The sequence below is a fragment of the Gluconobacter aidae genome, from assembly GCF_009547075.1.
GTDB lineage: Bacteria > Pseudomonadota > Alphaproteobacteria > Acetobacterales > Acetobacteraceae > Gluconobacter > Gluconobacter aidae.
The window spans coordinates 1-26,560 of the sequence record NZ_WIPH01000030.1; the positions used below are offsets into that span (position 1 = coordinate 1).

Below are 26,560 nucleotides of genomic sequence, written 5' to 3' on the forward strand. Positions count from 1 at the left end.
CGACCAGATCAAGAAGCGCGGCTATACCGATATCGGCATCGCGCTGATACGTGAAAACCCGGCTTTCGGCGTTGGCGACAACTCGCCGATCGGCAGCCAGGGCAGTTTCGGTGCCGGTCAGTCCTATACCTCACTGCTGAACCTCGGCAGCCAGCGCACACTGACGCTGATCGACGGCATGCGTATGGTCGGCGGCGAGACAGCCTCGCTCTACGGTGCAGGTTCGGGTTCGCAGGTTGATATCAGCGCCATTCCGACGTCTCTCCTTAAAGGCGTGGATACCAAACTGGGTGGCGCAGGCGCGGCCTATGGTGCGGATGCCGTGGCGGGTGTGGTCAACTACCAGCTTGACGACCACTTCACCGGCGTGGACTTCAATGCCCAGGGCAACTGGAGCCAGAAGCTTGATGCGCCCGGCGAGAAGATCACGTTCAAGGTCGGCCATGACTTCGACCACGGCAAGGGTGGCATGGTCTTCGACGTCGAATATCGCAATCAGGGCGGCATGCTCGACAACGACCGGCCTTATCTGACCGGTCGAAACGCCACAACATATGTTCGTCAACCAATTGGCGGGACAGGAAAATACACTTACAACCTTGCGCAAGGCGCCCGTAACGTCATCGCATCCGTCACCGGCGTTCCACAACTGACAGGCGAAAATCCGCCGGTCTATGGTGGCCAAGTCGTGGATGGTATCTCCAATGCCGCTGGCCAGCCCCTGATGTTCAGCAGCAATGGTCAGTCTCTCGTCCCGATGACGTGGAACTACGCCACCAAGAGTCCCACAACGGTGGTTGGCGGTAACGGAACTGCACTTCAGGACTACAACCAGCTCTATACCCCGACCCAGAAGCTTAATCTGACGCTTCTTGGCCACTACGACATCACCGACCACATCCATGCAACATGGCAGGGCTGGTACGCGCGCGGCACCGCATCCAGTGAAGTTGGGCAGGGTACCTGGAATACGCCGCTCTTCGCCGATCCGCTGACGATGGACAACTACCACAACTATGGTGAAGTGAACGGTGCCTACGCACTGAGCACCAACAACCCATATCTGTCCTCCTCGGCACGCACCACGATCGTAAACGCACTATCCGCGGCGGGACTGCCGACCGACACGTTCTACATGTCACGTCTGAACCAGGATCTGGATGCGGGTCTGTATCAGACGACGATGCAGATGTACCGCTTCCAGGGTGGTCTGAATGGTGACTTCGACGCCGTCGGCCGTCATTTCAACTGGAAAGTCCGGGGTGAATACAGCCGTTATCTGAACGATACGTGGCAGCCTTCCATCGTCACGCAGAACCTCATCAACGCGCTCGATGCCACGACGGACGCCAGCGGCAACATCGTCTGCGCACCCGGCTATACCAGCGCCCCCATCAAGACCCGCAGCTCCACCTGTGCACCGTTCAACCCGTTCGGCACCGGTCAGGCGACTCCGGCGGCACGGGATTACATCATAGCCGACGCGCATCAGAAAAACGCCAACGCCCAGCGTGACATTCAGGCCGAAATCTCCAGCACAGTCATGCGACTCCCCGCCGGAGACGTGCGCTGGGATATCGGTTACGAGCACCGCCGCGAAGGCTACCGTTTCGATCCAGGCGCGTTTTCCCGTGGATGGGAACAGTCTGATGGTTCGTACCTGCAATACGGCAACTCGACCTCGCTTCCGCCCACGGGTGGCGCGTATCACACGCATGAAGTCTTTGGCGAACTTGATGTTCCGCTGGTCTCGCCCAACATGCACGTTCCTGGTGTCTACAGCCTGTCCGCCACGGCGAACGGCCGTTACATCAACAACAGCATGACCGGCGGCTACTGGACCTACATGTTCGGTGGTGCATGGTGGCCGACGCAGGACATCGGCCTGAGCGGTAACTATGCCCGTTCCGTCCGCAACCCGTCCGTCACCGAACTGTTCTCGCCGCAGAGCACGGATTACGAAGACGGCATCGACCCCTGCTCGTCCGCTGGCCTCAATGCCGGTCCGAACCCCGCCGTGCGTGCGGCCAACTGCGCCAAGGCCGGAATCAAGCAGCCGTTCGAGTCCAACTTCAACAACTTCACCGTGAAGGGAACTGCCGGCGGTAACAGCAAGCTGAAGAACGAAGTCTCCACTAGCTATACCGGCACCCTGGAACTTCGCCCCCACTTCATCCGTGGTTTCGACTTCCGCGGCTCCTTCGTGGACGTGAAGATCAACAACGCGGTCACGTATCTTGATGCTCAGGACATCATGGACGGCTGCTACGACTCGACGTCCTATGGTCCGAACAATGCCTATTGCGCCGCCTTCACACGCGGAGCAGACGGCCAGCTCGAGAGCTTCACGGCCGGCTATTACAACATCGCCAACTACGAAACGCAGGCTCTACAGGCCAATATCACATACAACACTCCGCTGTCGCGCTTTGGCCTGCCGTCCTCGGCTGGTGAAATCGGCCTGACCGGAAACTATGTTCACTATCTCAAGAGCCAGCAGAGCTATCTCGGCAACACCTATCTGCTGACCGGAACGACAAGCTCGCCCAACGACAACTTCACGCTTAACGCGAACTATATCCGTGGTCCGTTCACCCTTCAGTGGCAGACGCTATGGTATGGTCCGTCCCACTACGCGGTCCAGGTCCCTGCGACCCAGTACTTTGCCAACAAGCGTCCGTCCTTCGCCATGTTCAACCTGACGCTTGGCTACGAGATCACCAAGAATTTCAGCGCCAACTTTATGGTCAACAACATCACGAACGCGCTGCCGAAGTATCCCGGTACGGTCAGCCTGACGCGTTACTACGATGCGATCATCGGCCGTTCCTTCCAGATGAACCTCGGCGTTCATTTCTGATCCTTCGATCAGACGGGACACTGGAAAAGAGGGGCTTCGGCCCCTCTTTTTTTGTCTGTCGTCCCAAACGCAGGTACAAAAAAACGGGACGGATTTTCATCCGCCCCGTTTCCGGCTCCAGCCCCCGGTAAGGGAAGAGGTCAGCCTGTCTCTTTAGGCGTGTGCTTGACCTTGATGTTGTAGCCTTTGAGCATTCCGTACCAGTACAGACGGGGGAAGACTTCCGTCTTGAGGAACCAGGCAAAGCGGCTAGGCTTGCGCTGGTCATACGGGAAGCTCGGCGCCACCTTGCCGCCATACAGGAACTCGGCCAGCACGACCTTGCCATAGGACACCGTCAGCGGGCAGGCGCCGTAACCATCATAACTGCCCATCTGCGGGCGACCATCAAGCGAGGCCAGAAGGTTTTCCACCACGACCGGAGCCTGTTCGCGGGCCGCGGCGGCTGTCTTAGCGTTGCTGGTGCCCAGAACGTCACCGGCGCCGAAGATATTGTCATAGGTCTTGTGACGCAGGACGGTCGGATCGACGTCCAGCCAGCCGGCTTCGTTGGCGAGCGGGCTTTTCTTGACGAAATCCGGAGCACTCTGCGGCGGCACAACATGCAGCATGTCGAACTTCCGCACCACGGTCTGGTCCGTTCCGACGATCTGGAACGTGGCCTCGCGCTTCTCACCGTCCACCTTGATCAGGTTTTCCTTCATGTGAAGGTTCACGCCGTAATAATCGATCTCGCGCTGGAGCGACGGAACGTAATACGACACACCGAACAGGGCGTTTCCGGCCATCGAAAAATCGACGTCCGTGCGATGCAGAGAGCCTTCACGGCGCCAGTGATCGCAGGCCAGGTAGACGATCTTCTGTGGCGCGCCGGCGCATTTGATGGGCATGGGCGGCTGTGTGAACAGGGCCTTGCCACCATCTAGGTGCCGGATGCATTCCCAGGTATAGGCGGCCGTCTCACGCGAATAGTTCGACGTCACCCCATTGCGGCCCAGCGTCTCGGGCAGGCCCTCGATCCTGTCCCAGTCCAGCTGAAGGCCGGGGCAGACAACCAGACGGCGATACTCGACAACACGGCCGCTTTTCAGCATCACGGTATTGGCTTCAGGCTGGAAGCTCTCAACGCTGTCGCGCAGCCAGGTGACATTGCGCGGGATCAGGCCGCCTTCCTGCCGCAGTGTTTCAGGCAGCGTCATCACGCCTGCGCCCACGAGGGTCCAGCCGGGCTGGTAAGCATGAGTCGTGGACGGCTCGATGATGGCGATCGAAAGGTTGGCACGCTCGCGTCTGAGCTGGGCTGCGATGGTAATGCCGGCGGCACCGCCACCAACGATGACGACTGAGAAGCGATCCTGCTGGGTCGGGTCTGCCATGTTCGGTTACTCCAACGTCATTGTACGACGGCAAAGAGTCTAGTCCAGAAGGGCAAGTCTTTCCGTCAGAAGGGAATAGAAGGCGTCTGAATCAACGTCATTGATCCATAACGCGTTCGGAACGCGATCGGTTACGTTCCACAGGTCAACAACACTCTGACCCATGCACAGGGGTGCGTCGACCTCGATTTCCACATTGCAGTCGCGACCCGAGAACAGCTCCGGCCTCAGAAGCCAGCCGATGGTGAGCGGATCGTGCAGCGCACCGCCTTCCCAGCCGTATTTGAGCTTCTCGAAACGGTCTTCCGCGCCCAGCATCCGCACCACCATGTCCGTGACCGGCGAGCCGACCGCTGCAATCGGTGCCAGACGGGCCGGTGTGGCGATGGCGCGATGCGTCACGTCCAGCGGCAGGAGCGTGATGGGAATACCGGAATGCATGACGATCCGGGCCGCGTGCGGGTCCACGAAAAAATTGAACTCCGCGGTCGGCGTGATATTGCCGCCTTCGCGCTGGGCGCCGCCCATGGCCACGACTCCCGCGATCCGGGACGCGATATCCGGCGCATGGGTCAACGCCAGAGCCAGATTCGTCATCGGGCCGAGGCAGACGAGCGTGATCGCGCCCTCGGGCTCACGACGCAGCAGGTCCACGAGCCAGGTCGCGGCATCGATCGCCTGCGGGCGCAATGTCGGTTCGGGAAGATCAGCGCCGGCCATGCCCGTTTCGCCATGAACGTGCTCGGCGCTGATGGGGGCGCGGTGAAGGGGACGCGCCGCGCCCTCGAAAACGGGAATATCGGTGCGCCCGGTCAGTTCGAGCAGGGCGCAGGCATTCTTCGTCGTCAGGGCAACGGGCACATTGCCGGCAACGGTCGTGATGGCCTCGACCGTCAGTTCCGGCGAGGCCAGCGCCAGCAGGATGGCAACCGCATCGTCCTGACCCGGATCGGTGTCGATGACGATGCGGCGGGATGCGATCGGTGCGGAGCTGGCCTGTGTCATCATGCGTCTTCTTCGGAGTCCTTGATCCAGACCTCGACCGGTCCCGTAACCTTGATCGTCATCGGGCGGCCACGCCGATCCAGCGTCTTGCCAACAGCCAGACGGACCCAGCCTTCGCTGATGCAGTATTCCTCGACGGTGGTGCGCTCTTCGCCCTTGAAACGGACACCGATACCACGCGAGAGCAGCTCTTCGTTGTAATACGGGCTGTCCGGGCTGGCGGAGAGACGATCGGGAATGGTGTCGGTCATGGCAGGGCTATCCTCGTTTGTATCAGATCCGATCATGTCGGACCGGCGCGTCAGAGGTCTTCTCTGTAGCGCCGGATGGACGGCTCTCCAAGCCCGCCCCCGTTCCAAGGCAGGACATGACCGCTCCCACAGGACGCAGAGCGCTGCTATGAGAGACGCTCCCCGTCGGAGACAGACCTCTCATGCCGTACTGCTCTTTTCACCGCAAAACGGAGCGCCGCCTTCCCGGACTGACCGCCCTCGCATCTTTTCTGATGCTGCTGACAGCGGGAGCCGTCCTGTCCGGCTGCGCCTCGGATGATGATGGCGACAACTGGTCCGTCAGTGCGCCGGTTTCGGCGGGGCAGGCCATCCGGCTGGATTCCGTACCGTCCCATGAGCCGGCCTCGGTCTATCGCCTGACCTATCGCAGTACGGATGCGCGTAATCCACGGCAGCTCGTCCGCGTCTCCGCACAGGTTCTGGTGCCGCGCGGTCGCGCCCCGGCAGGCGGCTGGCCGGTTCTGGCCTGGGCGCATGGGGAAAGCGGCCTGCACCTGACCTGTGCGCCCTCCGTCATGGGGATCGGCACCGTGCAGGCGCATTTCTACGACGGCTGGCTGCGTCAGGGTTTTGCGATCGTCGCGACCGACTATCCGGGCATGGGCGAGCCCGGCGCGCCGCTTCTGCTGAATGCACGCTCGGAAGGCATGAGCGTGCTCGATTCTGTCCGCGCGGCCCGGGAGCGCCTGCCGGATCTGTCGGAGAACGTGGTTCTGAACGGCCATGCCCAGGGCGGACAGGCAGTACTCGCCGCCGCCGCGATGGCCTCGACCTACGCGCCCCATCTGCGGATCCTGGGTACGATCGCCGCAGCCCCGCCTTATCTCGACGAGCAGACAGTGCAGGAGTTGCTGCATCCCGCCAACCCGCGCAGCTTCTCGCCCGCCGTGCCGGAACTCCTGACACTCGGGCAGTCGCTGGTCGAAGCCGATCCCTCCACGGACATCAACGAAGCCTTCACGCCCCGGGGACAGCGCCTTCTGCATGAGGCCGGATCCAAGTGCGCCTCGGATTTCTTTCCGATCGCCAAACACTCCGGTCTGACGCCCGCAACCCTGCTCGAACCCGAAGCCGGCCGTGTGCTGGCGCCGGTTTTCGACTGGGCGGAATATCCCGGCTTCTCCCTGCCCTCACCCGTGCTCATCGAGTCCGGCGCGCAGGATCTGCACACCTCCACCAGCCAGCAGAAGCGCCTCGTCGCCCGTCTCTGCGCCGCCGGAACCGCCGTGACCCACCGGATTCATGACGCCAGCCATAATGGCACCCTCGCCGCCATGATTACCGAGGCCCACAGCTTTGCCGGGCAGCTTCTGCAAGGCACGAAGCCCCGTTCGGACTGCAATTAACCAGACCAAACACAGGGGCAGGAGATGTTTTCATCCCGGCAGGGGTCGCATCCCGGAAACACTCTGTTAGACTCGGCCGGATGAATATCCTGATTACAGGGGCCGCATCCGGCATCGGACGCGGTCTTGCCCTGAAGCTGGCCCGTCCGGGCGTTTCCCTGCAACTTTGCGATCATGCGGCAGACGGCCTGATGGAAACGGCCCGCCGATGCGATGAACAGGGGGCCAGAGCAGTCCCGGCCGTTCTGGACACGCGAAACCGGCAGAACATGGCGAACTGGATCGCCACCGCTTCCGGCGAGCGGCTCGACATGGCATTCCTCTGCGCAGGCATCACGGGCGGCCTGCCTCCGGAAGCTGATGATGGTCTGGTGCTGGAGCGTGAAGAGCGCGTGTGGGAGATGCTCGACACCAACCTGACTGGAACGCTCAACACGTTCTTTCCAGTGGTGCAGGCCATGCGCAGGCAGCAGCGGAACGGCGAGAACCTTCGGGGACGGATCTGCGTGATGGCGTCCGTCGCGGGATTCGTCTGCTATCCCGGCACCCCCTCCTATTCCGCGTCCAAGGCCGCGCTGGACCGTTTCATCGTCGCCAATGCGGCCCATCTACAGCGTTTTGGCATCAGCCTGACCAGCGTGTGCTGCGGATTTGTCGATACGGCCATGGTGAAGCAGAACCGTTTTCCGATGCCGGGTCTGGTATCCACGGAAGAGGCCGTCCGCCGAATCCTGCGCGGCACGCTGCGCCAGACGCGACGGGTGATCTTCCCGTCCTGGCTGGTTCTGGGCTCCCGAATGATGGACCTGCTGCCACCCCGGCTGGCCGAGCGGTATTATATGACCCAGCCCTCCGCCCAGCCGGCGGGAATGCCCGATTTCTGACTCCCTGCACGGCGGATAACTGACATTTTGTGTCCTATCAGTAATGACCCCCGGCGCGGTTTTGTGGATAAACTGGCCGCATGAATTTCTGCCGCCTGTTCATAGACCGTCCGGTCGCGACGACACTGATGTCCATTGCCATCTTCATGGCGGGGTTCATCTGCTATCCTCTCCTGCCCGTCGCCACGATGCCGGACATGACCACAACGTCCATCATGGTCGTGGCCACCCAGCCGGGCGCGGATCCGCAGCAGATGGCGACATCCGTCACCACGCCTCTGGAGCGCAGGCTCGGATCGATTGCGGATCTGGAAAGTATTGAGTCCGATACCAGCGCCGGACAGGCCCAGATTTTCCTTGAATTCTCGTCGTCGCGGAACATCGACGGCGCCCTGCGCGACACACAGGCCGCCCTGCGCGCCGCGAGAGCCGACCTGCCGACCGGCACGATGGATGCCGATCCGCAGGCCTTCAAGATGGATGGTGGCGGCTTCCCGGTCTATCTGATGAGTCTGACCGGCGACCAGAGAACCCAGGCCGAACTCTACGATATCGCCAATATCCGCATCAAGCCGCTCCTGGCCGAGGTCAAGGGCGTGGGCCGTGTGGAAGTCGTGGGGTCAACGAATCCTGCCGTCCGTGTCGAACTCAATCCCGGCCCGCTCTACAAATGGGGCATCGGTTTCGAGGACGTGCGCACCGCCCTTGCTTCGGCCAATGCCTTCACACCCAAAGGCTTTATCGACAGCAACGGCCAGCGGATGATGCTGTCCACCAATGACCAGGCCGTCAACGCGGCCCAGTACCGTGACCTGATCGTCGGCTATCGCAATAATTTCTATCCCGTCCGCCTGAGCGATATCGCCACCATCACCGATAGCGTTCAGGACGTTTATCAGACCAGCTACATCAACGGCCATCGCGCCGTCACCCTGGTCGTGACCGCCCAGCCGCACGCCAATACCGTGGCCATCGTGGACGGCATCAACGCCAACCTGACGCATCTGCGCGATGCCCTGCCAGCCGACGTCAATCTGGTTGTGGGCCTCGACACGTCCCGCTCGATCCGCGCGTCCCTCGCGGATGCACGCCTGACGCTGATCCTCTCCGTCGTGCTGGTCGTGCTCGTGATCCTGCTGTTCTTCCGCAAGCTGATCACGACCCTCATCCCGGCCATCACGGTCCCCATCGCCCTGTCCGGCACGCTGGCCGCCATGGCCGCCTTCAACTTCACGCTCGACGTCCTGTCGCTCATGTCCCTGACCATCGCGGTGGGCTTCGTGGTCGATGACGCCATCGTCGTGCTGGAGAACATCGCCCGCCACATGGAAGAGGGGAAAGACCGCTACGAGGCCAGCCTGATCGGCGCTTCGGAAATCGGCTTCACGGTCCTGTCCATCAGCGCCTCTCTGGTTGCGGTGTTCATCCCGCTGCTGTTCCTGCCCGGCAGCGCTGGTTCGATCATGTTCGAGTTCTGCATGACGATGATTTCCGCCATCGTGATCTCGATGTGGCTGTCCCTGACGCTGACGCCGATGATGTGCGCGCATCTGCTGGAAATCGACCACGGCGAGGAATCCCGGAAAGGCATCCTCGGCCATATCGCCTTCATCACGGAAACCTCGCTGGCCTGGACGCTGAAACAGTATGGACGGTCCATGCAGTGGTGCCTGCGCCATCCGGTCCTGATGGGCCTGACCCTGCCGCTCAGCTTCGTGGTGCTGGTGGGCTCGGTCGTGCTGATGCCCAAGGAATTCATCCCCTCGCAGGACATGTCGCTGCTGGCGGGGCGCATCAAGGGCGACGCCACCATGTCGTTCCAGGAAATCGACCGGCGCCTGCGGGAAGTCGGCGCGATTACCCAGACGGACCCGGATGTCACCTCGACAACCATCTTCAGCGACGACAAGAACAGCGGCGAGCTCTACATCCATCTGAAAGAAAAGGAGGAGCGCGCGTCAGCCGAGGTCATTCTGGACCGTATCCGCAAGCGCCTGCCCGATGAGCCAGGGGCCGACATCTCGTTCTGGAGCGTTGGCGGCAGCAGCCAGGGCGGCAGCAGTTCCAAGAATACCGGCAGCTACCGTTACGTCCTGCGGGGAGACAACGTCGCCGACCTGTTCGAATATCTCCCGACCCTGCTGAGCGCCCTGCGCGCCTCGGGCAAGCTGGTCAATGTATCTTCCACGACCGAGGGACAGTCGGTTGCGGCCTACATCACCGTCCACCGCGACACGGAAGCCCGGTATGGCATCACGCCGCAGCTGATCCAGAACGTGCTGTATGATTCCTACGGCCAGGCCATCGTGTCCACGATCCACCTGCCCACGACCGAGCATCGCGTCGTCATGGTGCTGGCGCCGCAATACCGCATGGATCCCGAAATGCTCCGGCAGGTCTGGATTTCCACAGCCGCAGGCACGGCGGCTGGTGGCGTGGCCTCCAACCTGATCCGGGTCCGCAGTGATGCGAGCACGTCCGCGAACAGCTTCACGTCCCTGGCCACGGCCTCCATCCAGAACTCGCTCGCCAACCAGATTTCGGGCAATTCCTCCAACGGTTCCGCGGTCTCGTCTTCGACCGAAACCATGATCCCGCTGACCAACGTGGCTTCCGTCCTGTGGAGACCGCAGCCCCTCGATATCACCCATCGCGGCAGCTATTATTCCGCCAATATCTCCTTCGATCTGGCGACCGGGGTGAGCTACAACGACGCGGTCGATCTGATCAAACAGACCATGCAGACCACCCATGCCCCCGATGGTGTTCTGGGCGACTTCACCGGAACGGCCGGCGATACCCGCAAGCTCATGATTAACGGCGGTCTGGCGTTCCTCGCCGCAATTGCCGTGATGTATATCGTGCTGGGTATTCTCTATGAGAGCCTGATCCATCCCATCACGATCCTCTCCACCCTGCCTTCCGCCGGTATCGGCGCGGTTCTGGGGCTGTGGATCGCGGGAGAGTCCTTCAGCATCATCGCCATGATCGGCATTATCCTGCTGACGGGTATCGTCAAGAAGAACGCCATTCTCGTCATCGATTTTGCGATCCACGCTGAGCGGATCGAAAAACTGTCCCCGAAAGATGCCATCTTCAAGGCCTCCATCACGCGCTTCCGCCCTATCCTGATGACGTCCCTCGCCGCCGCTCTGGGCGCGGTTCCGCTCATCATCAGCAACGGCTATGGCGCGGAAATGCGTCGGCCGCTGGGTGTTTCGATCCTTGGCGGCATGGTCGTCAGCCAGCTTCTCACGCTGTACACCACGCCGATCGTCTATCTGTGGATGGATGCCATCGGCATGAGAAGCAAACGTCTCTGCTACTGGCTGCTCGGGCTTGTGCGTCGGCACAGCGGCACCGAACCCTCCGCCAGACAGGTCTGAACCCGGGCCTGTCCATTTACGCCGTGGACAGACTCAGAGGGACGGAAGGGACGTTGTCTGCTGATGCGTCCGGCTGTCGGCGGAAAGCGGCATGATGCCGGGGATGACTTCCACTTCCGTCCTGTCCACGACACGCCCCGTAAGAACCATGCGGCTGCTGGCATTGTAGACATGCACGGTATCGCCTTTTCCGCCTGCTTCCAGAACGGTTCCTGAAACGGTCAGGTGAAGGCTGGGGCCGGAAAACGTCGCGACAACCGGCGACCCGCGATGCACGAGCTGCGGATGCGCGAGTTCGGACACGCTGAGGACCTGACCGGCGGCGAGCACTCCCCGTGCCTCAAGACCGACAGCGTCTTCAGGAGACTGAAGCGCATCATCCGGAATCAGGCCGATGCGAACAAAGGTCATGGTGACGTCTTCTGGCAGGATGGGCTGTCCCAGATGCATGGCATGACGCAGGGTCACGGCCCGGACTTCCATGGTCGCCGTTCCGCTCACGTTGAAAGACGTGCCCTGTCCGCCGCTTGCAGAGGCAACTTCAAGGCGCGCGGTAAAATGCTCGCTGCCATGAGGGGGACGATCAATGTGCAGGATGGTCGGTTCGGCGCGATCCGCAACGGGAACGGCAACAGGCTTGAACCCGGTCAGGGCCACCTCAACCCGGGCCTCGGACGGAAGTTCCAACCCTTCCCGGATGACGGGAAGCACGTCATCAACCGTAATCATACGGGCCGCATGCGTCACGGTCGTGGAGACCAGCGGAGAGGCATCGGGCCAGTCCACGCCGAACTGCGCGGCAATGGCTGTCAGCTGAGGACCACCGACCACATAGCTTGCTCCCAGAGCCGGGGCATCGCCAATCTCGGTATCCTGTCCCTTGCCCAGATCGGCGAACAGATCGGACAGGCGCACGCGTGGATGATCGACATTGACGTTTGTCCGCAGGGTTGCGGCAGAAACGGACGACAGTGCTGTGCATCCTGCCAGCAGCAGGATGCCACCTTTCAGCAGGATACGGTTCATCGTTTAGTTACCACCCAGATTGGTCACGGTCTTCATCATGTCGTCCGACGCGGTGATGACCTTGCTGTTCATTTCATAGGCACGCTGGGCCGTAATCAGATCTGTGATTTCCGTCACGACGTTGACGTTCGAGTTTTCAACATAGCCCTGCATGATGCTGCCGTAGCCGACAGCTTCAGGATTTCCCATCATGGCATCGCCGGACGCCGTCGTCTGGGTGAACAGGTTCTGTCCCATAGCCGCAAGGCCGTTTTCGTTGGTAAATATCCCAAGCTGAAGCTGCCCGACGAGAGTTGTATTGTTCTGTCCGGCAATCTGAACGCTGACCTGCCCCGACTGATCGATGGAAATACTCTGGGCATTGTTGGGAATCGTGATGGTCGGGCTGATGAGATAGCCATCCGCCGTCACGAGCGAACCGTTATTGTCCATCGAAAACGTGCCATCACGCGTATAGGCAAGCTGCCCTGAGGGAAGCTGGACCTGGAAATAACCCCGTCCCTGCACCGCAAGATCCAGGGAGTTGCTCGTCTGTTCGAGACTGCCCTGATCGTTGATGCGATAAATGGCGGCGGTTTTCACACCCAGACCGACCTGCGCACCGGCAGGAATGGTCGTTCCGGTATCGGAGGAACTGGCACCGACGCGGCGGATGTTCTGGTAAATCAGATCCTGAAACTCGGCACGGGAGCGCTTGTAGCCCGTGGTGCTCATGTTCGCGATATTGTTGGAAATGGTTTCGACGTTGGTCTGCTGGGCCTGCATGCCCGTTCCGGCGATGTCGAGTGCGCGCATGGAGAGTTATCCTTGTCCCGTGAGGGTCGGTAAATCAGGCCGAGACCTGAACGATCTTGTCGATGGCGTTTTTCTGGCGCGTTGCTTCGGCGTCCACGAACTGCGCCATGAACTGAAAATTCCGCTGGATTTCCATCATCTTCGTGACTTCGGTCATCATCTGGACATTGCTGCCTTCCACCATGCCCTGCACGATGTTGGGCCGTTCGACAGCGGTGGTGGGCTGATCGGTTCGCAGAAGCCTGCTGCCTTCGGCCTGGAGTTTGTTGTTATCCTGGGCGGTCACGATGCCGATCTGCCCCTGCTCGCCAGTTTCGGTCGTAATCACGCCATCTGCGGAGACAGTAATCCGATGATCGGTCTGGGGAAGTTCGATCGGCTGGCCGTCACGGTCGAGAAGCGCATTGCCGTTTTCATCCACAACCGCGCCATCCTGCTGTTCCTCGAAGCGGCCCGCGCGGGTCAGACGGACGCCATTGGCTGTACGGACCTGAAAATATCCTTCGCCGCCCAGCGCCAGATCAAGGGGATTTCCGGTCGACTGCATGTCGCCCTGCTGGAAATCGCGATAGGTGGCACGGTCCTGCGTATAGGATTCCGTATCCGCACCTTCGGCCTGTTTGGAGCCGTGCTGGTGGGACAGGAAGTCGCTGAAGAGAACACTCTCGCGTTTGTAGCCCACGGTTGAGGCGTTCGACATGTTGGCCGCGACCACCGACATGGCACGCTGCTGGGCATCCATGCGCGAAAGCGCGATATAGGTACTGTTCTCCATGGGCTTTACAGGCTCCGGTCAATCCCGATTTCGGAGCACAGCCTAACGCCGCAATGCTTTCCCAATCGTTAAACGAACAGGGTTACCCCGACTCGCCGTGACGATATGGTGAAAGAGTCAACAGTTCCGCCGCTTCCGTCTCCATGGCGGCGCGCTCCTCTTCCACGAAAGCGGCCACGGCCTGCCGCAGGCCGGGATCGAGAATGGCATGGGCGGAATGGGTGAAGGTCGGGAGATAGCCGCGCTGAATCTTGTGTTCGCCCTGCGCGCCGGCCTCAACACGGACGAGACGGTTCTCGATGGCGAAGTCGATCGCACGGTAATAGCACAGCTCGAAATGCAGGAAGGGCCAGTCTCCCTCGCAACCCCAGTTCCGGCCGAACAGCGCGTCCGTTCCCATGAGGTTCAGGGCACCGGCAACGGCTTTTCCGTCTTGATGGGCCATCATCAGGACCACGCGGTCGCCGAGCCGCTCGGACAGCATGGGAAAGAAGCGCTCCGTCAGATAGGCGCTGCCCCATTTCCGGTCGATCGTGGACTGGTAGAAGCGATAGAATGCTTTCCAGTCTTCCCGGGTAATCTGGTCTCCGCGCAATGTACTGAAGGTCAGACCGCAGGACTGCGCGGCACTGCGTTCCTTGCGGATGGATTTGCGTTTGCGGGAGGACAGAGCAGCCAGAAAATCATCGAACATGGCATAGCCGTTGTTCTGCCAGTGATACTGGATGCCCGTGCGGGGCAGATAACCCGCCTCGGTAAAGGCATCCATCGAATCCGCGTCGCAGAAATTGGCGTGCAGGGAGGACAGACCGAGTTGCGCCGCGGCCTGAATGAGCGCGGAGGCCAGAGCCTGCGCCACACCTTTCGGATCGGGCAGATCGGGCCTTAACAACAGTCTCGGCCCGGGAACCGGCGAGAACGGAACGGCGCAGACGAATTTGGGATAGTAGCGCCCGCCTGCGGCTTCATAGGCGCGGGCCCAGCTCTGGTCGAAGACGTACTCGCCCCAGGAATGGGACTTTCCATAAAGCGGAGCGAGGGCCGCGATTGTCCCGTCCGGCGCCCGCAGCACGGCATGGCGCACGAGCCAGCCGGTGCGGTCCGCGACGGAACCGCTGTCTTCCAGTGCGGACAGAAAACCGAAAGAGACGAACGGATTATCAGCGCCAGCGCAGGCATCCCAGGCCTCGGCCCCGATCTCGTGGATCGAGGCGTGGAGGCTCAGGCTCCAGTCAGAGGACGAAGCGGTCTCCGGTTCTCCCATTCGGTCTCTCCTATCCGGGGTATCAGGCGATTTCGAACAGCGCCTCGACTTCGACCGGGGCATTCACGGGCAGGCTCGGCACACCGATGGTGGAGCGGGCGTGACGGCCGGCATCCCCGAACACTTCGACGGCCAGATCGGACGCGCCGTTCATGACGGTGGCATGATCGGTGAATTCCGGTGTGCAGGCGATGAAGCCACCCAGACGGACAACGCGCGTGATGCGGGAAAGATCACCATCCAGCGCCGCCTTGGCCTGCGCCAGAACATTGATGAGGCAGGCGCGGGCACAGGCCACACCGGCATGAACCGAAACCTCGTCGCCGAGCTTGCCGGTGATGAGCAGCTTGCCATCCACCAGCGGAAGCTGCCCCGAGACAACGAGAAGGTTTCCCGTCCGGACGGTCGTGACGTAATTCGCAACGGGGGCGGCTGCGACCGGCAGGGTGATTTCAAGGTCGGCGAGGCGGGATTCGGGGGTCGCAGTCATGGCTGGTCTCCGGTTGGGGGCCCGAGGCGGGCATCTGATGGAAGCGCATGTTGAAACGGGAACGCCGCAATGCCAAGGGGCAAGGCTGCATCGACGGATCAGGTCGGCAGGCTTTCGTCCCCTGCCAGACTCCGGCGGCTGCGTTCGAGTTCCTCGGCATAACGGCGCAGGGCGTGCTGTTCGGTCAGGGTTCCGATGACCTGCCGGGACTGCCGGTCCTCGACGACCACCAGAGCGTCGGCCTCGGCTTTTTCGAACAGTTCAATCGCCTCGCGGATGTTCATGAGCGGGGTGAGCATGGCGTTGCGAAACAGAGCCAGTGTTCCGATCGGCGTCTGAGTGGGCGGTACGGCGTGCAGATCCGGCAGATGAACGATGCCGTCATAATGCCCCTCACCATCCAGCAGAACGATCCGCTGGGCCGAACCGAGCGGAAACAGCGCCTGCGCACGGTTTACAGGCGTTTCCGCAGGGAGCGTGCGGACCTGTCCGCGCATCATACGGCGCACATTGAGCGAGCGCATCCAGCCGATATCCACGGCGGAGCGGATCGACTCGCCCCGCAGATGGAAGCGCCATGTCGCGAAACTGTAGCCGAACAGCCGCCGCACGGTCAGGAGTGACAGCACCGCAGCGACCAGTATCGCGCCGCTCATGGACGCGCTGCCGGTCAGTTCCAGCATCATGCAGATCATCGTCATCGGACTGCCGATTACGGCGACGGCCATCGCACTCATGCCGACCAGAGCGCAGGCCGTGACGGAATCCGGCGCAACACCCAGCGGTTCCAGAAGCGTGCCGTAGATCGTGCCCGCCAGCGATCCAAGATAGAGCGATGCGAAGAACAGGCCGCCGCGAAACCCGGACCCGATGCACAGGCAGGACGCCAGAGCCTTCAGGAGCAGCAGGATAACGGCCATCTGCGCTGTGACGTTTCCTGCGAAAACAGCACGCATCGCCTCATGCCCGGCGGACAGAACGGAGGGGTGCAGCATCGCCAGCCCGCCCACGATCAGCCCGCCAACCGCAGGCCGCAGCCAGACCGGGCCGGGCATTCGGCGGAACAGCGCCTCGGTCTGGGTGACGCAGAACATCAGGCCGATCGCAGTCAGGGCTGTCAGCACGCTGATGATGACCGCTCCGGCCGTCCCTTCCCAGGACAGGGTTCCAGGCGATGGAATGACGATGCCCGGCGGGACACTTCCGAGCGAGCGCGTCACGCCCACGCCCGCCAGAGCGGCAACCGCCACGGGGGACAGGCTCCCCAAAGAATAGGAGCCGATCACCAGTTCGAACGCATAGAAGGCGCCGGCTACCGGTGCATCAAACGCCGCCCCGATCGCGGCCCCTGCGCCGGCCCCCACCAGAACGCGCAGATCCTCGCGCCGCAGCCGGAAGGAACGCCCGATGCGGGAACCAAAGGCGGCGGCGATCTGGGTAAATCCGGCTTCGAGCCCGATGGAGCCGCCCACGCCATTGGACAGGACCGTCTGGCAGACAATGACCAGACTGTCCCGCACGGACATGCGCCCGCCATGCAGCGCATTGGCCTCAATGGGGTCCACGGGACTGCGGGGCATGATTTTTGCAATCATGACGCCGAACAGCCCGATCGCCAGGCCGCCTCCGGTCAGCACGGCTACCGTTCGCAGCGGCGGCAGAACGGTCAGGCCGGAGAGATGGCCGCCTGAGCCTCCCGGGACTCCGAACAGCATCCTGTGCATGAAGAAGGTGAGACGGGTCATGACGACCACGCACAGGCCCGACAGGATTCCGACGAATCCTGCCAGCACGCTCAGCCAGATCTCGTTTCCACGCACCAGGATCCGCAGATTCGACGGCGCATGAGGAAACAGCCGCGCCTGAAAGCGGTTCAACCGCTGGCGAAGAATACGCAAACGGTCCTGAAAAGAGACGGGGCTGGTGGACAAGCGGGCTCCCGGGCGGCAGGTGAGATCCTGTTTGACGGCAAGCGCGTCGCCGATCAACAGCTGTCATGGAAGGATCATTGATGAAACTGCATGTCATCGAACGCGGTGAAGGCCCGCAAACCGTCGTCTTCCTGCACGGGCTGTTCGGACGGGGCCGGAACCTCGGCTTCCTCCAGCGCGGTGCGGCCGCCGATTTCCGGACTCTCGCACTGGATCTGCGCAATCATGGACACAGCCCGCATGGCCCCGTCAGCTATGCGCTCATGGCGCAGGACGTGCTAGAAACGCTGGATGATCTGGGGATCGAGCGTTTCGCAGTCGTGGGTCACTCCATGGGCGGGAAGGTCGGGATGATGCTGGCCCTGGCAGCCCCCGAGCGCGTCACGAAACTACTCGTCGCGGATATCGCGCCGGCCCGGACGGGTCACGGGCATGGCGAGATGATCGCCCGGCTGGCCGCCATCACATTTCCCGCATCGCTCGAACGGCGGGAAGGACTGGATCTTCTGGAACCCGTGGCAGGCAGCCGCCCCGTTGCCGAACTCCTGCTGCAGAACGTCCGGCTTGGCGATTCGCCGGGGTGGAGCATCGGTTTTGACGATCTCGCCCGTGATATTCACGAAATCGAAAACTGGCCCGATCTGCAGATTGCGCCCTACGAAGGGCCTGTTCTTTTCCTGCGTGGCGGGGCGTCTCCCTATGTCCGCCCGGAGCATCACGATCAGATCCGGACTCTTTTCCCCCACGCGCTGATCCACTCCCTGCCCGACGCCGGACACTGGCTGCATGCCGAACAGCCGCGCGCGTTCCTGAGGGAAATGATGGAATTTCTGCTTAAACCGACCTGAAACGGGACGTTACGACACCAAACCGGATCAGAGGATGGCGGTTTTGTGCGAATCATTTTATTTCGTTAAAGCAACATAAACAAAATCTAATATATTAATTTTTTGCTATTTTAATAAAACTCAATTAAAATTAAAGTAAAAAAACTTACTTTTTCGAAAAATTAACGACTACAACATCAATGCCGGAACGGCGCATGCAATAACTTCATCAGGATTACGCGGATGTACGCTCTACTGTTCTCCGAGCCTTTGGTAAATCGTGCCGAAATGCGTGTCTTTACACGAGAGAAAATCTATTCTTCCGCACTGGCCCGGGGCGCAGCCCATGGCGATAAAGACACTATTCGGGCCATGATGATCGGATGGTGGCCTTTTATTCAGGCTTTTGAGCGCGCTATTGACGTGCGCGTCGGTCATCTCCCCATCAAGCCGCTCGTCCAGCGCTTTGGCCAGAGCCGGATCAAGACCTTCTTTTCGGAAGCCCGTGAAGCCGTCCGCGAAATGAAGGAAGAGGAAGGGTCACACGCCATCCTGTGGGCCGATGGTGCGAAGGAATTCGGCCTCGACCTGTTCGGCACCCACTACGACACGCTTCCGAGCGTCCAGAAGCTGATTGCCAATGCCGACAGCGAAGATCCCGTGATTTTCTTCTCCTGGCTGGCTGCCGTGGAATACATCGCTGAAGAACTGGCCGCCTATCTCTGCCATATGCCGAAATTCACCAGTCTGTTCGCGAAGAAGCACTGGACCTGGGGTCTGGCCCATGACGAACACGAGCATGACGGTCCGTCCCATCTGGAAATCGACGAAGACCTGGCCCGCGCCTACTATCCTTCCAACGACCCCGAGATCACCAGAGCGGCCCTGACGGCCAATATGCGCGAATGCATCGAGATGTTTGAGAAGGCGAGCTTCGAGATTTACGCTACAAAACCCGAAATGGCGCATTAACGGAACTTTAAGTCTTTATCGGCTATCTCCGTGCCCGGTGCCATAACCGACGCGCGGAGATGTTGCCATCGACAGATTCGTCCGCCGCAAAGAAAAACTTCATAAATCCCTGTCATCGTGGCACCCTCCTCCTCTATTGGGAAGGTTCATGATGCTTCTGCCTGTCTCATCGGATCTTGCTGTCTCGTCCCAGTCAGGCGCAGCACAATGACCGCCCTGCTGACCCTGATGAAACAGGTGCGGCTTGCCCGGCTTTTCTCTTTCCGGACGGAAATCCCGGATGGAGCGGAAGAAGACATCCGGCTGTCACGCTGCCGCGTCCTGCGGGGGCTGAACTTCTTTCATTTCGTTCCCCAGATCAGTTGCGGCCCCATCGCCGGGCTCTGCCTGATGCGGAACTACCCGACCTACGGCATGATCCTCTGCGGGGCCGTCCTGTTCCTGCTGCTGGTCTACAACATCTGCTTCTATGCGATCCCGACCGAGAAACTGGTCGATACCAGGCAGTCCTGGATCCTCAAGGGGCTCAATTTCGCATTCGCACTCTGCTGGATCACGCTGCCGCCCGTCGTATTCCCCTATGGCGACGCCAATGACAGGGTTCTGGTGGCTGGCATCATGGTTGGGCTGACGGCGACGACCATCACGCTGATGCCCCTGACCGGCATGGGGGAAATCATTGCTTTCATGCTGATCCTGTCGTGCTGCGGAGCTCTTTTCCAGGCATGGGAAATCGACCACGGCTCGTTCTATTTTTACATCGCCATCGAACTGGCGGTCTATCTGTTCTTTGTCCTGTCCCTGACCATGGCGGTCCGGACCCTTTTCGTCGCGTTTCTGGTCAGTCGGTATTCGCTGGAGCAGCGAAACAGCATCGTCCAGCTCCTGTTACGGAATGCGGATGATGATACCGGCGACTGGCTGTGGGAGACCCGTTCGTCCGGGACCTTGCACACGGTCTCGGCAAGCCTGGCCTCGGCGTTTGGAAGCAGTCGGGAATGGCTGGAAAACCGGAATTTCTTTGATATCCTGTCCAATCTGGCGGGCCAGTCGGCTTTCGACGGAGACGAACGGACCGGCCTTGGCCGCCTGCGGCAGTGTCTCGACAATCGGATCTTCTTCCGGGACATCGTGGTCTCGGGAACGCTCCATGGGCAGCAGCGTTTCTGGTCACTTAGTGGCCGCCCCGTCTTCCAGGACCGGACCTTCATCGGATATCGTGGCGTCGGAACGGACGTGACCCAGACGCACTGGGCGCAGGAAAGCGCTTCTTTCCGGGCGCGGCATGATTTGCTGACCGGCCTGCCCAACCGCGGCGCCTTCCTCGATGACATGGAAACCTATCTCATCGAGGCCGAGCGCACGGGGGAAGCCTTCGCCCTGCTCAATCTCGATCTGGACGGCTTCAAGCAGATCAACGACCGTTATGGCCATTCCGCGGGCGACGAGATGCTCCGGAAAGTCACGGTCGTCCTGAGCCGGACACTGAGCGAGCGCCACAGGCTTTATCGGTTCGGCGGCGATGAGTTCATGTTACTGGAACGTCAGACAACGCCTGCCCAGGCGGCAAACACGGCCGCGGGACTGATCAACGCCCTGACGAATGTTCCCATCCGCATTGGGGATGGGGTGCGGTGCGCGGTGGGGCTCAGCGTGGGAATCGTCCTGTCGATCGGTGGTTCAGAACGGGTGGGAAGCCTGCTGGAAGCCAGCGATCTTGCGCTTTATGAAGCCAAGAGCCTGGGCGGCCACACGCACCGTTTCTACAATCCCGAGTTGCGCACCGTTGCCAAACGGAACCGCGACCTGATCCGCGCACTTCCCGAGGCGCTTGATGAAGGGAAGCTGGGCATTGTCTACCAGCCCTTCTTCAACACCCAGAGCCAGAAACTCTGCGGATTCGAGGCGCTGATCCGCTGGTCCCACCCCGAATATGGCCGTGTCCCGCCCGAACGGATCATCCAACTGGCGGAAGAAGCCGGGCTGATCCATCGCCTTGGCGTCTATGTCATGGAGAAAGCCTGCGTTTTCGCCCGCGAATGGGATGAGGGACTGGTGCTGTCGATCAATGTGTCGGTCGGCCAGCTCGAGGCGCCGGCTTTTCTGAAAGACACGTTCCGGATCCTCGAAAAGACCGGGTTCCCGGCCCGCTGCCTTCAGATCGAGATGACCGAAAACATCTTCATGGAGCCGGATGCCGCGACGTTCACCCTGCTGAGCCGCTTACAGAACGCGGGGATTTCCATTGCGCTCGATGATTTCGGCAAGGGGTTCTCATCGCTCGGATATCTGCGGTTCTTCCCGTTCTCGAAAATCAAGCTGGATGGTCTTTTCGTCAGGGACATGCTGCGCGAATCCCGTGCGGCTTCCATCGTGCGCGCCGTGGTCGAGCTGTCCATCGATCTGGGCGTGGCGGTTACGGCGGAAGGGGTGGAAAGCCAGGAACAGCTGTCCTATCTCAGGCGCCTCGGCTGCACGGAAGTCCAGGGATATCTGCTGTCACGCCCGCTCTCCCCGGAAGATACCAGGCAGTTCATGGCCACGACCCCGGCCATGATGGAACCCTCGTAACCCCCAAGACGAAACTCACGAGGTCAGCGGATTAGGCGCTGTTTTCTTCCCTTCCTCGGCCACACGCCAGCAATACCATGCCAGCGTCGAACGGTAGGGCGAGAAGCGTTCCGTCTCCTCTTTCAACGCTTTCGGTTTGGGAGGCAGGTTCATTTTCCGGATGCGTCTCCACCCCTCCCGCACGCCGAAATCATCGACCGGCATCACATCGGGCCGGTTGAGCGTAAACATCAGGAGCATCTCGACCGTCCATCGACCGATGCCGCGCAGCGTGACGAGACGCGCGATCAGCTCTTCATCCGTCATGACAGATGCCTCGGCGCGACTGGGGACGCGGCCGTCCAGGCGGCCCTGCGCAAGCCCCTTCATGGCCAGAAGTTTATTGCCAGAAAGACCACAGGCCCGGAGGCTTTCTTCTGAAAGGGACAGAATCCGCCCCGGCGCAGGGGGCGGGCCGTCAGCGCTCTCCTGTTCGCCAAGAAGGCAGAGACGGCCGAATATTTTCCGGGCCGCCGCGCCATGCAGTTGCTGGCCGGCAATGGCCCGCAGAAGCGCGTCATAGGGTTCCTGCCCGTCATCCCCGCGTAACGTGCATGGCCCGATACGAGCGATGACGGCTGCAAGTTCGGGATCGGTACCCAGAAGCAACGTGGCAGAATCAGCCATCAGGAGCATGCCTTTCCGGAAGTTAAGGTTCGCGTGACTCTTTGTGTCTTTCTTGGGCCTCGCATTGCTGCCATGATACGCTAATACAGACGCCCACCCCCAGCCCCGGATAACCAGCCTGCCGGATGACAACCCCGACCGCCCTGGTGCAAAAGGTCTGGCGATGATGCGACGCCACCTTCTCTCCTTCAACCGGCTGTTTTCTGCCAGGTTCTTTTCAGACGGGCTGTACCGCGTATGAGCGGAATGGTTGCCGTCACGTCTGGAAAGTCGCAGAAGCGCGAACCCCAGCTCTTCGCCCCTTCGGCGCGGACCGCGCCCGCACGCCCGCAGCACACACCCGCCGGAACCCGTGAGCGGCTGAGGGATTACGTTCCGCCATCGGTTCCGGTACGCCCGGTCCTGACGCCGATGATGCGGCCGCAGACCATCGTCGAGAACGGGCCGACGGTTCCGTTCATTTTCTCGGCGGGGCTGCACGCGGCCGTCCTTGCATTCCTCCTGATGCAGCATCACGGCATGCATGGTTCACCAGCCGGGCAGGAACAGCCACAGGTCGAAATGGTCTTCGATACGCCGCCGTCGAAAAGCAGCATGCGCGGGCCTCGCGCGCGGGACGAAGGCGGCGCTCCGCCTCCTCCCTCCGCCCAGAGCCCGGAAGAGACACAGGAAAACCAGCAGCAGCCGCAGAAGGAACAGTCCACGCCCACGCCGGCCGTCCCGACCCCCGAGACGCCGTCCGCGCCTGACGTTCCACAGGAACCCTCGGCCGAACTACCCAAGACAGCGCCGACCCCCGCTCCCGTCACGCCTGGCGCGGCGCCGAGCCAGCGGAGCCACCAGACCTCGCCCCATGCCCATCGGTCGCAACATTCCGTCCGCTCTGACCGGAACAATCCGTTCGCGCATCCGATGGATCTGTCGTTCGGCGAACAGCCCTCGCCCTATCGCCGCCGCCGGGGGCGTGCGTCCGGTTCCGGCGGCCCGATTGACATGTCCCTGGGACCGCTCAGCATGAACGGCGCCATCAACGCGCCGTATCAGACACGCACGAGCGTCAAGGGTGTCAGCGAGGATTACGGCGGAGAAATCGACCGCTGGATCCGGGCCCACATGTATTATCCGGAAGAGGCTGCCCGCGCTGGCGAAGACGGCCCGTCTTCGGTGCATGTCGTGCTGGACCGTTCGGGACATGTGAAGTCCGTCCGGCTGGTCAGCCAGTCCGGATCGTACTCGCTGGATGCCGCGACGACCGGCATGTTCCAGGGCGCGCATCTGCCACCGGTTCCGCCGGACATGAAGGGCGACCATTTCGACATCGACGTGACGATCAACTACATCCTGATCCGCCGCTAAGCACGGAGCGCGACTTCGACAACGGAGTCGCAATCCCATACAGTCCACCGGGTCACTGCCCAGTTACCGGAGCCCCGATGCGCCGCCTCTGTCCTGTCCTGCTGCCTCTCTGCTTTCCCCTTGTCCTGGGGGGATGCTTCAGCCTTTCGCGGCCTTTCGCCGATCCCGGCCAGCAGGCCAGATATCTGACAGCAGCCAATCTGCCCCCCGCCCGGCTGGCCGTTCCAACGCCCACGGAGTCCCTGCTGTCTGACGATGCCGCCACACTCTGGGCCCATGACATGGCGCAGGCGATGGTTGGCCAGTCCGTTCCCGCCATCGCCCAGCCCCGCAAGAAGGGAGACTGGTGGCTGAAAATGAGTGCGGCCACCCGGAACGGGGCCGTCGTGCCCCATTACGTCATCATGACACCGGAAGGAAAAATCCGGGCGGAAACGGATGGCCCTGCCGTGGACATGGCGGGATGGAGCGCTGGCGACAGGCTGGCGCTTCAGGGCGCCGCCGTTCAGGAAGCTCCGCAACTGGCGAACCTGCTGACAGGCATCCAGGCCAACATGATGCAGCAGGACCCGCACAGCCTCATGAACCGGCCGGCGAAGATCTGCTTCAAGGGCGTCACCGGCGCCCCCGGAGACGGAAACATCGCCCTGGCCCGCGCCTTCTATGCGTCTCTCCCGGACAAGACCAACACGGTGACAACGACTGAAAAGGGCGCGGATTTCATCGTCCGCGGCACGGTCGATCTCAAAACGGGCGCGGCAGGCAACACCGGACACACCGTCGATCATATCGAAATCGTCTGGCATGTCCTGACCCCGGACGGAAAGGAAGCCGGCGCCGCGACCCAGCTTCACGACATCGCGCCCCATTCGCTGGACGGGGCCTGGGGCGATACCGCCGACATGGCCGCCGACGAAGCCGCCCAGGGCGTACGCACCATCGTCACCAACTATTCAGGCCGTAACCACGCCCCCCTGCCCGAAACAAAGCCCGCGCCGAAAAAAGCGGCCTGAGACTTCCCCCCTCGGACAGCCATGCGTTCTTTTGCGGGACTGGTACGCACAAACAATGAGACTGGATGGATGACAGGGCGATCCTGCACTGTTAGAAGGCCAGCAACTTCCCTGTCGGACACCGGACGAGGCCGTTTTTCATGAAGATCGTAGCCTGCAACAGTAACCTGCCGCTGGCCCGCGCGGTCGCCCATGAACTCCGTATCCCTCTGTGCCGGACCGTGATCAAGCGCTTCGCGGATGGCGAGGTGTTCGTCGAGATCCAGGAAAACGTCCGCGGTGAGGATGTCTTCGTCGTGCAGAGCACCTGCATGCCGACGAACGACCATCTCATGGAACTGCTGATCGTGCTGGACGCCCTGCGTCGCAGTTCGGCCAAACGTGTCACGGCTGTCATGCCGTATTTCGGCTATGCCCGGCAGGATCGCAAATCCGGTTCCCGTACACCGATCAGCGCCAAGCTGGTGGCGAACCTGCTGACCGAAGCCGGGGCAAACCGCATCCTGACGATGGACCTGCACGCCATGCAGATCCAGGGCTTCTTCGACATCCCGACCGACAACCTCTATGCCGCGCCGCTCTTCGTGCGTGACCTGAAGACCCGCCTGCCGGACCGCGAACTCATCATCGTCTCGCCGGACGTCGGCGGTGTGGTCCGTGCCCGTCAGCTCGCGCAGCGCCTGAACGTGGACCTCGCGATCATCGACAAGCGTCGCGAACGCGCGGGCGTGTCGGAAGTCATGAACGTCATCGGCGACGTCGCAGGCCGTTACTGCGTGCTGGTGGACGACATCATCGACAGTGGCGGATCGCTGTGCAACGCCGCCAACGCCCTCATGAGCCGTGGCGCGGAAGGCGTTGAGGCCTATGTCACTCACGGCGTTCTGACTGGCAATGCCTGCCAGCGCGTGAAAGACAGTCCGCTGAACATGCTGACACTGACTGACAGTATTCCGGCAACCGAGGCCCTTCTCGAAACCCCGAACATCCGTCAGATCACCACAGCCAACCTGCTGGCCCGGGCCATGAGCGCCGTTGCCGATGAAAGTTCAGTCTCTTCCCTGTTTGACTGATGTTCACGGACGGTCATCTGGCCTGCCCTTTCTGAACGGACCCGTCCATGTCCCAACTCATTCCCAGACCCTACTGGTACCTCCGGCACGGCGAAACCGACTGGAATCGTCAGGGGCTGGCGCAGGGAAGTACGGATATTCCTCTCAACGCGACGGGAGAACAGCAGGCTGTTCTTGCAGGCAGGGCGCTGGCTGATCTCTTTCGCAGCGGGCGGAAACCTTTCAGCCGCATCCTGTCTTCACCCCTGACACGTGCGCTGGCGACAGCGAAGACGGTCCAGACGGTGATCGAGGAGGCCTGCGCCCTTCGCCTGCCCCTGGAAGTGGACGATGATCTGCGCGAAGTCTGTTTCGGGATTCAGGAAGGCACACTGATGGGCGACTGGTACAAACCCTGGATCGAACAGGGCTTTGTCCCACAGGATGCGGAAAGCTTTCATGCCCTGACCGCAAGAGCCGCCCGGGCGGTCAATACTGCCCTGAACAGCCCGGAAACGCCCCTGATCGTTGCTCATGGTGCCCTGTTCAGGGGACTGCGCTGCGCCATGCAGCTTCCCGTTGATGTCCGCCTACCCAATGCCGTCCCCCTTGTCCTGACGCCGACTGAAACAGGCTGGGACATCGAAGTCACGCCTCTGCAGGCCGCACAGA

21 protein-coding genes are annotated in these 26,560 nt (G+C 61.5%); 11 read left to right on the forward strand and 10 right to left on the reverse strand.

The window, feature by feature from the left end:
* A partial coding sequence (locus tag GFJ39_RS11075) for a TonB-dependent receptor domain-containing protein (protein ID WP_153431392.1) occupies window positions 1-2,860 on the forward strand: 2,860 nt, incomplete at its 5' end.
* A 140-nt stretch (window positions 2,861-3,000) separates the two neighbouring features.
* On the opposite strand, the gene GFJ39_RS11080 is transcribed toward GFJ39_RS11075, so the two are convergent.
* From GFJ39_RS11080 to GFJ39_RS11090, 3 genes are read right to left on the reverse strand one after another with little or no spacing between them, the layout of a single operon-like run.
* Window positions 3,001-4,236 (reverse strand): NAD(P)/FAD-dependent oxidoreductase, encoded by a 1,236-nt coding sequence (locus GFJ39_RS11080; protein WP_153431393.1) that lies wholly within the window; start codon window positions 4,234-4,236, stop codon window positions 3,001-3,003.
* Between the two features lie 39 nt (window positions 4,237-4,275).
* Complete coding sequence (locus tag GFJ39_RS11085) at window positions 4,276-5,244, reverse strand: nucleoside hydrolase (RefSeq protein ID WP_153431394.1); 969 nt, start codon at window positions 5,242-5,244, stop codon at window positions 4,276-4,278.
* Window positions 5,241-5,492, reverse strand: coding sequence for a DUF3297 family protein (locus GFJ39_RS11090; protein WP_011252515.1), 252 nt, complete (start codon window positions 5,490-5,492; stop codon window positions 5,241-5,243). Before GFJ39_RS11090 ends, GFJ39_RS11085 begins: the two co-directional genes overlap by 4 nt.
* 182 nt (window positions 5,493-5,674) lie before the next feature.
* On the opposite strand from GFJ39_RS11090, the gene GFJ39_RS11095 reads away from it, so the two are divergent.
* The 3 genes from GFJ39_RS11095 (at window position 5,675) to GFJ39_RS11105 (ending at window position 11,150) form a co-directional block, all read left to right on the forward strand.
* Window positions 5,675-6,880: a lipase family protein gene (locus GFJ39_RS11095; RefSeq protein WP_153431395.1), complete on the forward strand. Its 1,206-nt coding sequence runs from the start codon at window positions 5,675-5,677 to the stop codon at window positions 6,878-6,880.
* Between the two features lie 80 nt (window positions 6,881-6,960).
* Window positions 6,961-7,764, forward strand: a complete 804-nt coding sequence (locus GFJ39_RS11100; RefSeq protein ID WP_153431396.1) for an SDR family NAD(P)-dependent oxidoreductase — start codon at window positions 6,961-6,963, stop codon at window positions 7,762-7,764.
* Between the two features lie 80 nt (window positions 7,765-7,844).
* Window positions 7,845-11,150, forward strand: a complete 3,306-nt coding sequence (locus GFJ39_RS11105; RefSeq protein WP_153431397.1) for an efflux RND transporter permease subunit — start codon at window positions 7,845-7,847, stop codon at window positions 11,148-11,150.
* A 33-nt stretch (window positions 11,151-11,183) separates the two neighbouring features.
* On the opposite strand, the gene flgA is transcribed toward GFJ39_RS11105, so the two are convergent.
* The 6 genes from flgA to GFJ39_RS11135 form a co-directional block, all read right to left on the reverse strand.
* Window positions 11,184-12,176: a flagellar basal body P-ring formation chaperone FlgA gene (gene flgA / locus GFJ39_RS11110; protein WP_153431398.1), complete on the reverse strand. Its 993-nt coding sequence runs from the start codon at window positions 12,174-12,176 to the stop codon at window positions 11,184-11,186.
* 3 nt (window positions 12,177-12,179) lie between these two features.
* Window positions 12,180-12,971, reverse strand: a complete 792-nt coding sequence (gene flgG / locus GFJ39_RS11115) for a flagellar basal-body rod protein FlgG (RefSeq protein ID WP_153431399.1) — start codon at window positions 12,969-12,971, stop codon at window positions 12,180-12,182.
* Between the two features lie 34 nt (window positions 12,972-13,005).
* Window positions 13,006-13,746 (reverse strand): flagellar basal-body rod protein FlgF, encoded by a 741-nt coding sequence (gene flgF, locus GFJ39_RS11120; RefSeq protein ID WP_153431400.1) that lies wholly within the window; start codon window positions 13,744-13,746, stop codon window positions 13,006-13,008.
* A gap of 82 nt (window positions 13,747-13,828) precedes the next feature.
* Window positions 13,829-15,010 (reverse strand): GNAT family N-acetyltransferase, encoded by a 1,182-nt coding sequence (locus GFJ39_RS11125; protein ID WP_153431401.1) that lies wholly within the window; start codon window positions 15,008-15,010, stop codon window positions 13,829-13,831.
* A gap of 22 nt (window positions 15,011-15,032) precedes the next feature.
* The gene (locus GFJ39_RS11130) at window positions 15,033-15,500 is read right to left on the reverse strand and encodes a RidA family protein (protein ID WP_153431402.1); all 468 of its coding nucleotides are present in this window, start codon (window positions 15,498-15,500) and stop codon (window positions 15,033-15,035) included.
* Window positions 15,501-15,598: 98 nt separating this feature from the next.
* A complete protein-coding gene (locus tag GFJ39_RS11135) occupies window positions 15,599-17,377 on the reverse strand; it encodes a chloride channel protein (RefSeq protein ID WP_153431411.1) in 1,779 nt (592 codons plus the stop codon).
* 134 nt (window positions 17,378-17,511) lie between these two features.
* Between GFJ39_RS11135 and GFJ39_RS11140 the strand changes: the two genes are divergently transcribed.
* From GFJ39_RS11140 to GFJ39_RS11150, 3 genes are all read left to right on the forward strand, one after another.
* The gene (locus GFJ39_RS11140; RefSeq protein ID WP_153431403.1) at window positions 17,512-18,279 is read left to right on the forward strand and encodes an alpha/beta fold hydrolase; all 768 of its coding nucleotides are present in this window, start codon (window positions 17,512-17,514) and stop codon (window positions 18,277-18,279) included.
* 351 nt (window positions 18,280-18,630) lie between these two features.
* On the forward strand, window positions 18,631-19,230 hold the full coding sequence (locus GFJ39_RS11145; protein WP_228391915.1) for a hypothetical protein: 600 nt from the start codon (window positions 18,631-18,633) through the stop codon (window positions 19,228-19,230).
* A 207-nt stretch (window positions 19,231-19,437) separates the two neighbouring features.
* Window positions 19,438-21,801: a putative bifunctional diguanylate cyclase/phosphodiesterase gene (locus tag GFJ39_RS11150; protein WP_153431405.1), complete on the forward strand. Its 2,364-nt coding sequence runs from the start codon at window positions 19,438-19,440 to the stop codon at window positions 21,799-21,801.
* 15 nt (window positions 21,802-21,816) lie between these two features.
* Here GFJ39_RS11150 and GFJ39_RS11155 read toward each other — a convergent pair whose 3' ends face one another.
* Window positions 21,817-22,467, reverse strand: a complete 651-nt coding sequence (locus tag GFJ39_RS11155; RefSeq protein WP_407645893.1) for a DNA-3-methyladenine glycosylase family protein — start codon at window positions 22,465-22,467, stop codon at window positions 21,817-21,819.
* Window positions 22,468-22,713: 246 nt separating this feature from the next.
* On the opposite strand from GFJ39_RS11155, the gene GFJ39_RS11160 reads away from it, so the two are divergent.
* The 4 genes from GFJ39_RS11160 to GFJ39_RS11175 all read left to right on the forward strand — a co-directional run.
* Window positions 22,714-23,823, forward strand: coding sequence for an energy transducer TonB (locus tag GFJ39_RS11160; protein ID WP_407645894.1), 1,110 nt, complete (start codon window positions 22,714-22,716; stop codon window positions 23,821-23,823).
* Between the two features lie 77 nt (window positions 23,824-23,900).
* Entirely contained in the window at window positions 23,901-24,836 is a 936-nt protein-coding gene (locus GFJ39_RS11165) for a hypothetical protein (RefSeq protein WP_153431408.1), read from the forward strand.
* A 140-nt stretch (window positions 24,837-24,976) separates the two neighbouring features.
* A complete protein-coding gene (locus GFJ39_RS11170) occupies window positions 24,977-25,909 on the forward strand; it encodes a ribose-phosphate pyrophosphokinase (RefSeq protein WP_153431409.1) in 933 nt (310 codons plus the stop codon).
* A 47-nt stretch (window positions 25,910-25,956) separates the two neighbouring features.
* Window positions 25,957-26,560 (forward strand): histidine phosphatase family protein (locus GFJ39_RS11175; RefSeq protein WP_153431410.1); only part of this gene is annotated, 604 nt, incomplete at its 3' end.

What these genes read in the sequence shown, in the direction of transcription:
- GFJ39_RS11080 (WP_153431393.1), bottom strand. Translation starts at nt 4,236, where the DNA reads ATGGCAGACCCGACCCAGCAGGATCGCTTCTCAGTCGTCATCGTTGGT.
- GFJ39_RS11085 (WP_153431394.1), bottom strand. Translation starts at nt 5,244, where the DNA reads ATGATGACACAGGCCAGCTCCGCACCGATCGCATCCCGCCGCATCGTC.
- GFJ39_RS11090 (WP_011252515.1), bottom strand. Translation starts at nt 5,492, where the DNA reads ATGACCGACACCATTCCCGATCGTCTCTCCGCCAGCCCGGACAGCCCG.
- GFJ39_RS11095 (WP_153431395.1), top strand. Translation starts at nt 5,675, where the DNA reads ATGCCGTACTGCTCTTTTCACCGCAAAACGGAGCGCCGCCTTCCCGGA.
- GFJ39_RS11100 (WP_153431396.1), top strand. Translation starts at nt 6,961, where the DNA reads ATGAATATCCTGATTACAGGGGCCGCATCCGGCATCGGACGCGGTCTT.
- GFJ39_RS11105 (WP_153431397.1), top strand. Translation starts at nt 7,845, where the DNA reads ATGAATTTCTGCCGCCTGTTCATAGACCGTCCGGTCGCGACGACACTG.
- flgA (WP_153431398.1), bottom strand. Translation starts at nt 12,176, where the DNA reads ATGAACCGTATCCTGCTGAAAGGTGGCATCCTGCTGCTGGCAGGATGC.
- flgG (WP_153431399.1), bottom strand. Translation starts at nt 12,971, where the DNA reads ATGCGCGCACTCGACATCGCCGGAACGGGCATGCAGGCCCAGCAGACC.
- flgF (WP_153431400.1), bottom strand. Translation starts at nt 13,746, where the DNA reads ATGGAGAACAGTACCTATATCGCGCTTTCGCGCATGGATGCCCAGCAG.
- GFJ39_RS11125 (WP_153431401.1), bottom strand. Translation starts at nt 15,010, where the DNA reads ATGGGAGAACCGGAGACCGCTTCGTCCTCTGACTGGAGCCTGAGCCTC.
- GFJ39_RS11130 (WP_153431402.1), bottom strand. Translation starts at nt 15,500, where the DNA reads ATGACTGCGACCCCCGAATCCCGCCTCGCCGACCTTGAAATCACCCTG.
- GFJ39_RS11140 (WP_153431403.1), top strand. Translation starts at nt 17,512, where the DNA reads ATGAAACTGCATGTCATCGAACGCGGTGAAGGCCCGCAAACCGTCGTC.
- GFJ39_RS11145 (WP_228391915.1), top strand. Translation starts at nt 18,631, where the DNA reads ATGATGATCGGATGGTGGCCTTTTATTCAGGCTTTTGAGCGCGCTATT.
- GFJ39_RS11150 (WP_153431405.1), top strand. Translation starts at nt 19,438, where the DNA reads ATGACCGCCCTGCTGACCCTGATGAAACAGGTGCGGCTTGCCCGGCTT.
- GFJ39_RS11155 (WP_407645893.1), bottom strand. Translation starts at nt 22,467, where the DNA reads ATGGCTGATTCTGCCACGTTGCTTCTGGGTACCGATCCCGAACTTGCA.
- GFJ39_RS11160 (WP_407645894.1), top strand. Translation starts at nt 22,714, where the DNA reads ATGGTTGCCGTCACGTCTGGAAAGTCGCAGAAGCGCGAACCCCAGCTC.
- GFJ39_RS11165 (WP_153431408.1), top strand. Translation starts at nt 23,901, where the DNA reads ATGCGCCGCCTCTGTCCTGTCCTGCTGCCTCTCTGCTTTCCCCTTGTC.
- GFJ39_RS11170 (WP_153431409.1), top strand. Translation starts at nt 24,977, where the DNA reads ATGAAGATCGTAGCCTGCAACAGTAACCTGCCGCTGGCCCGCGCGGTC.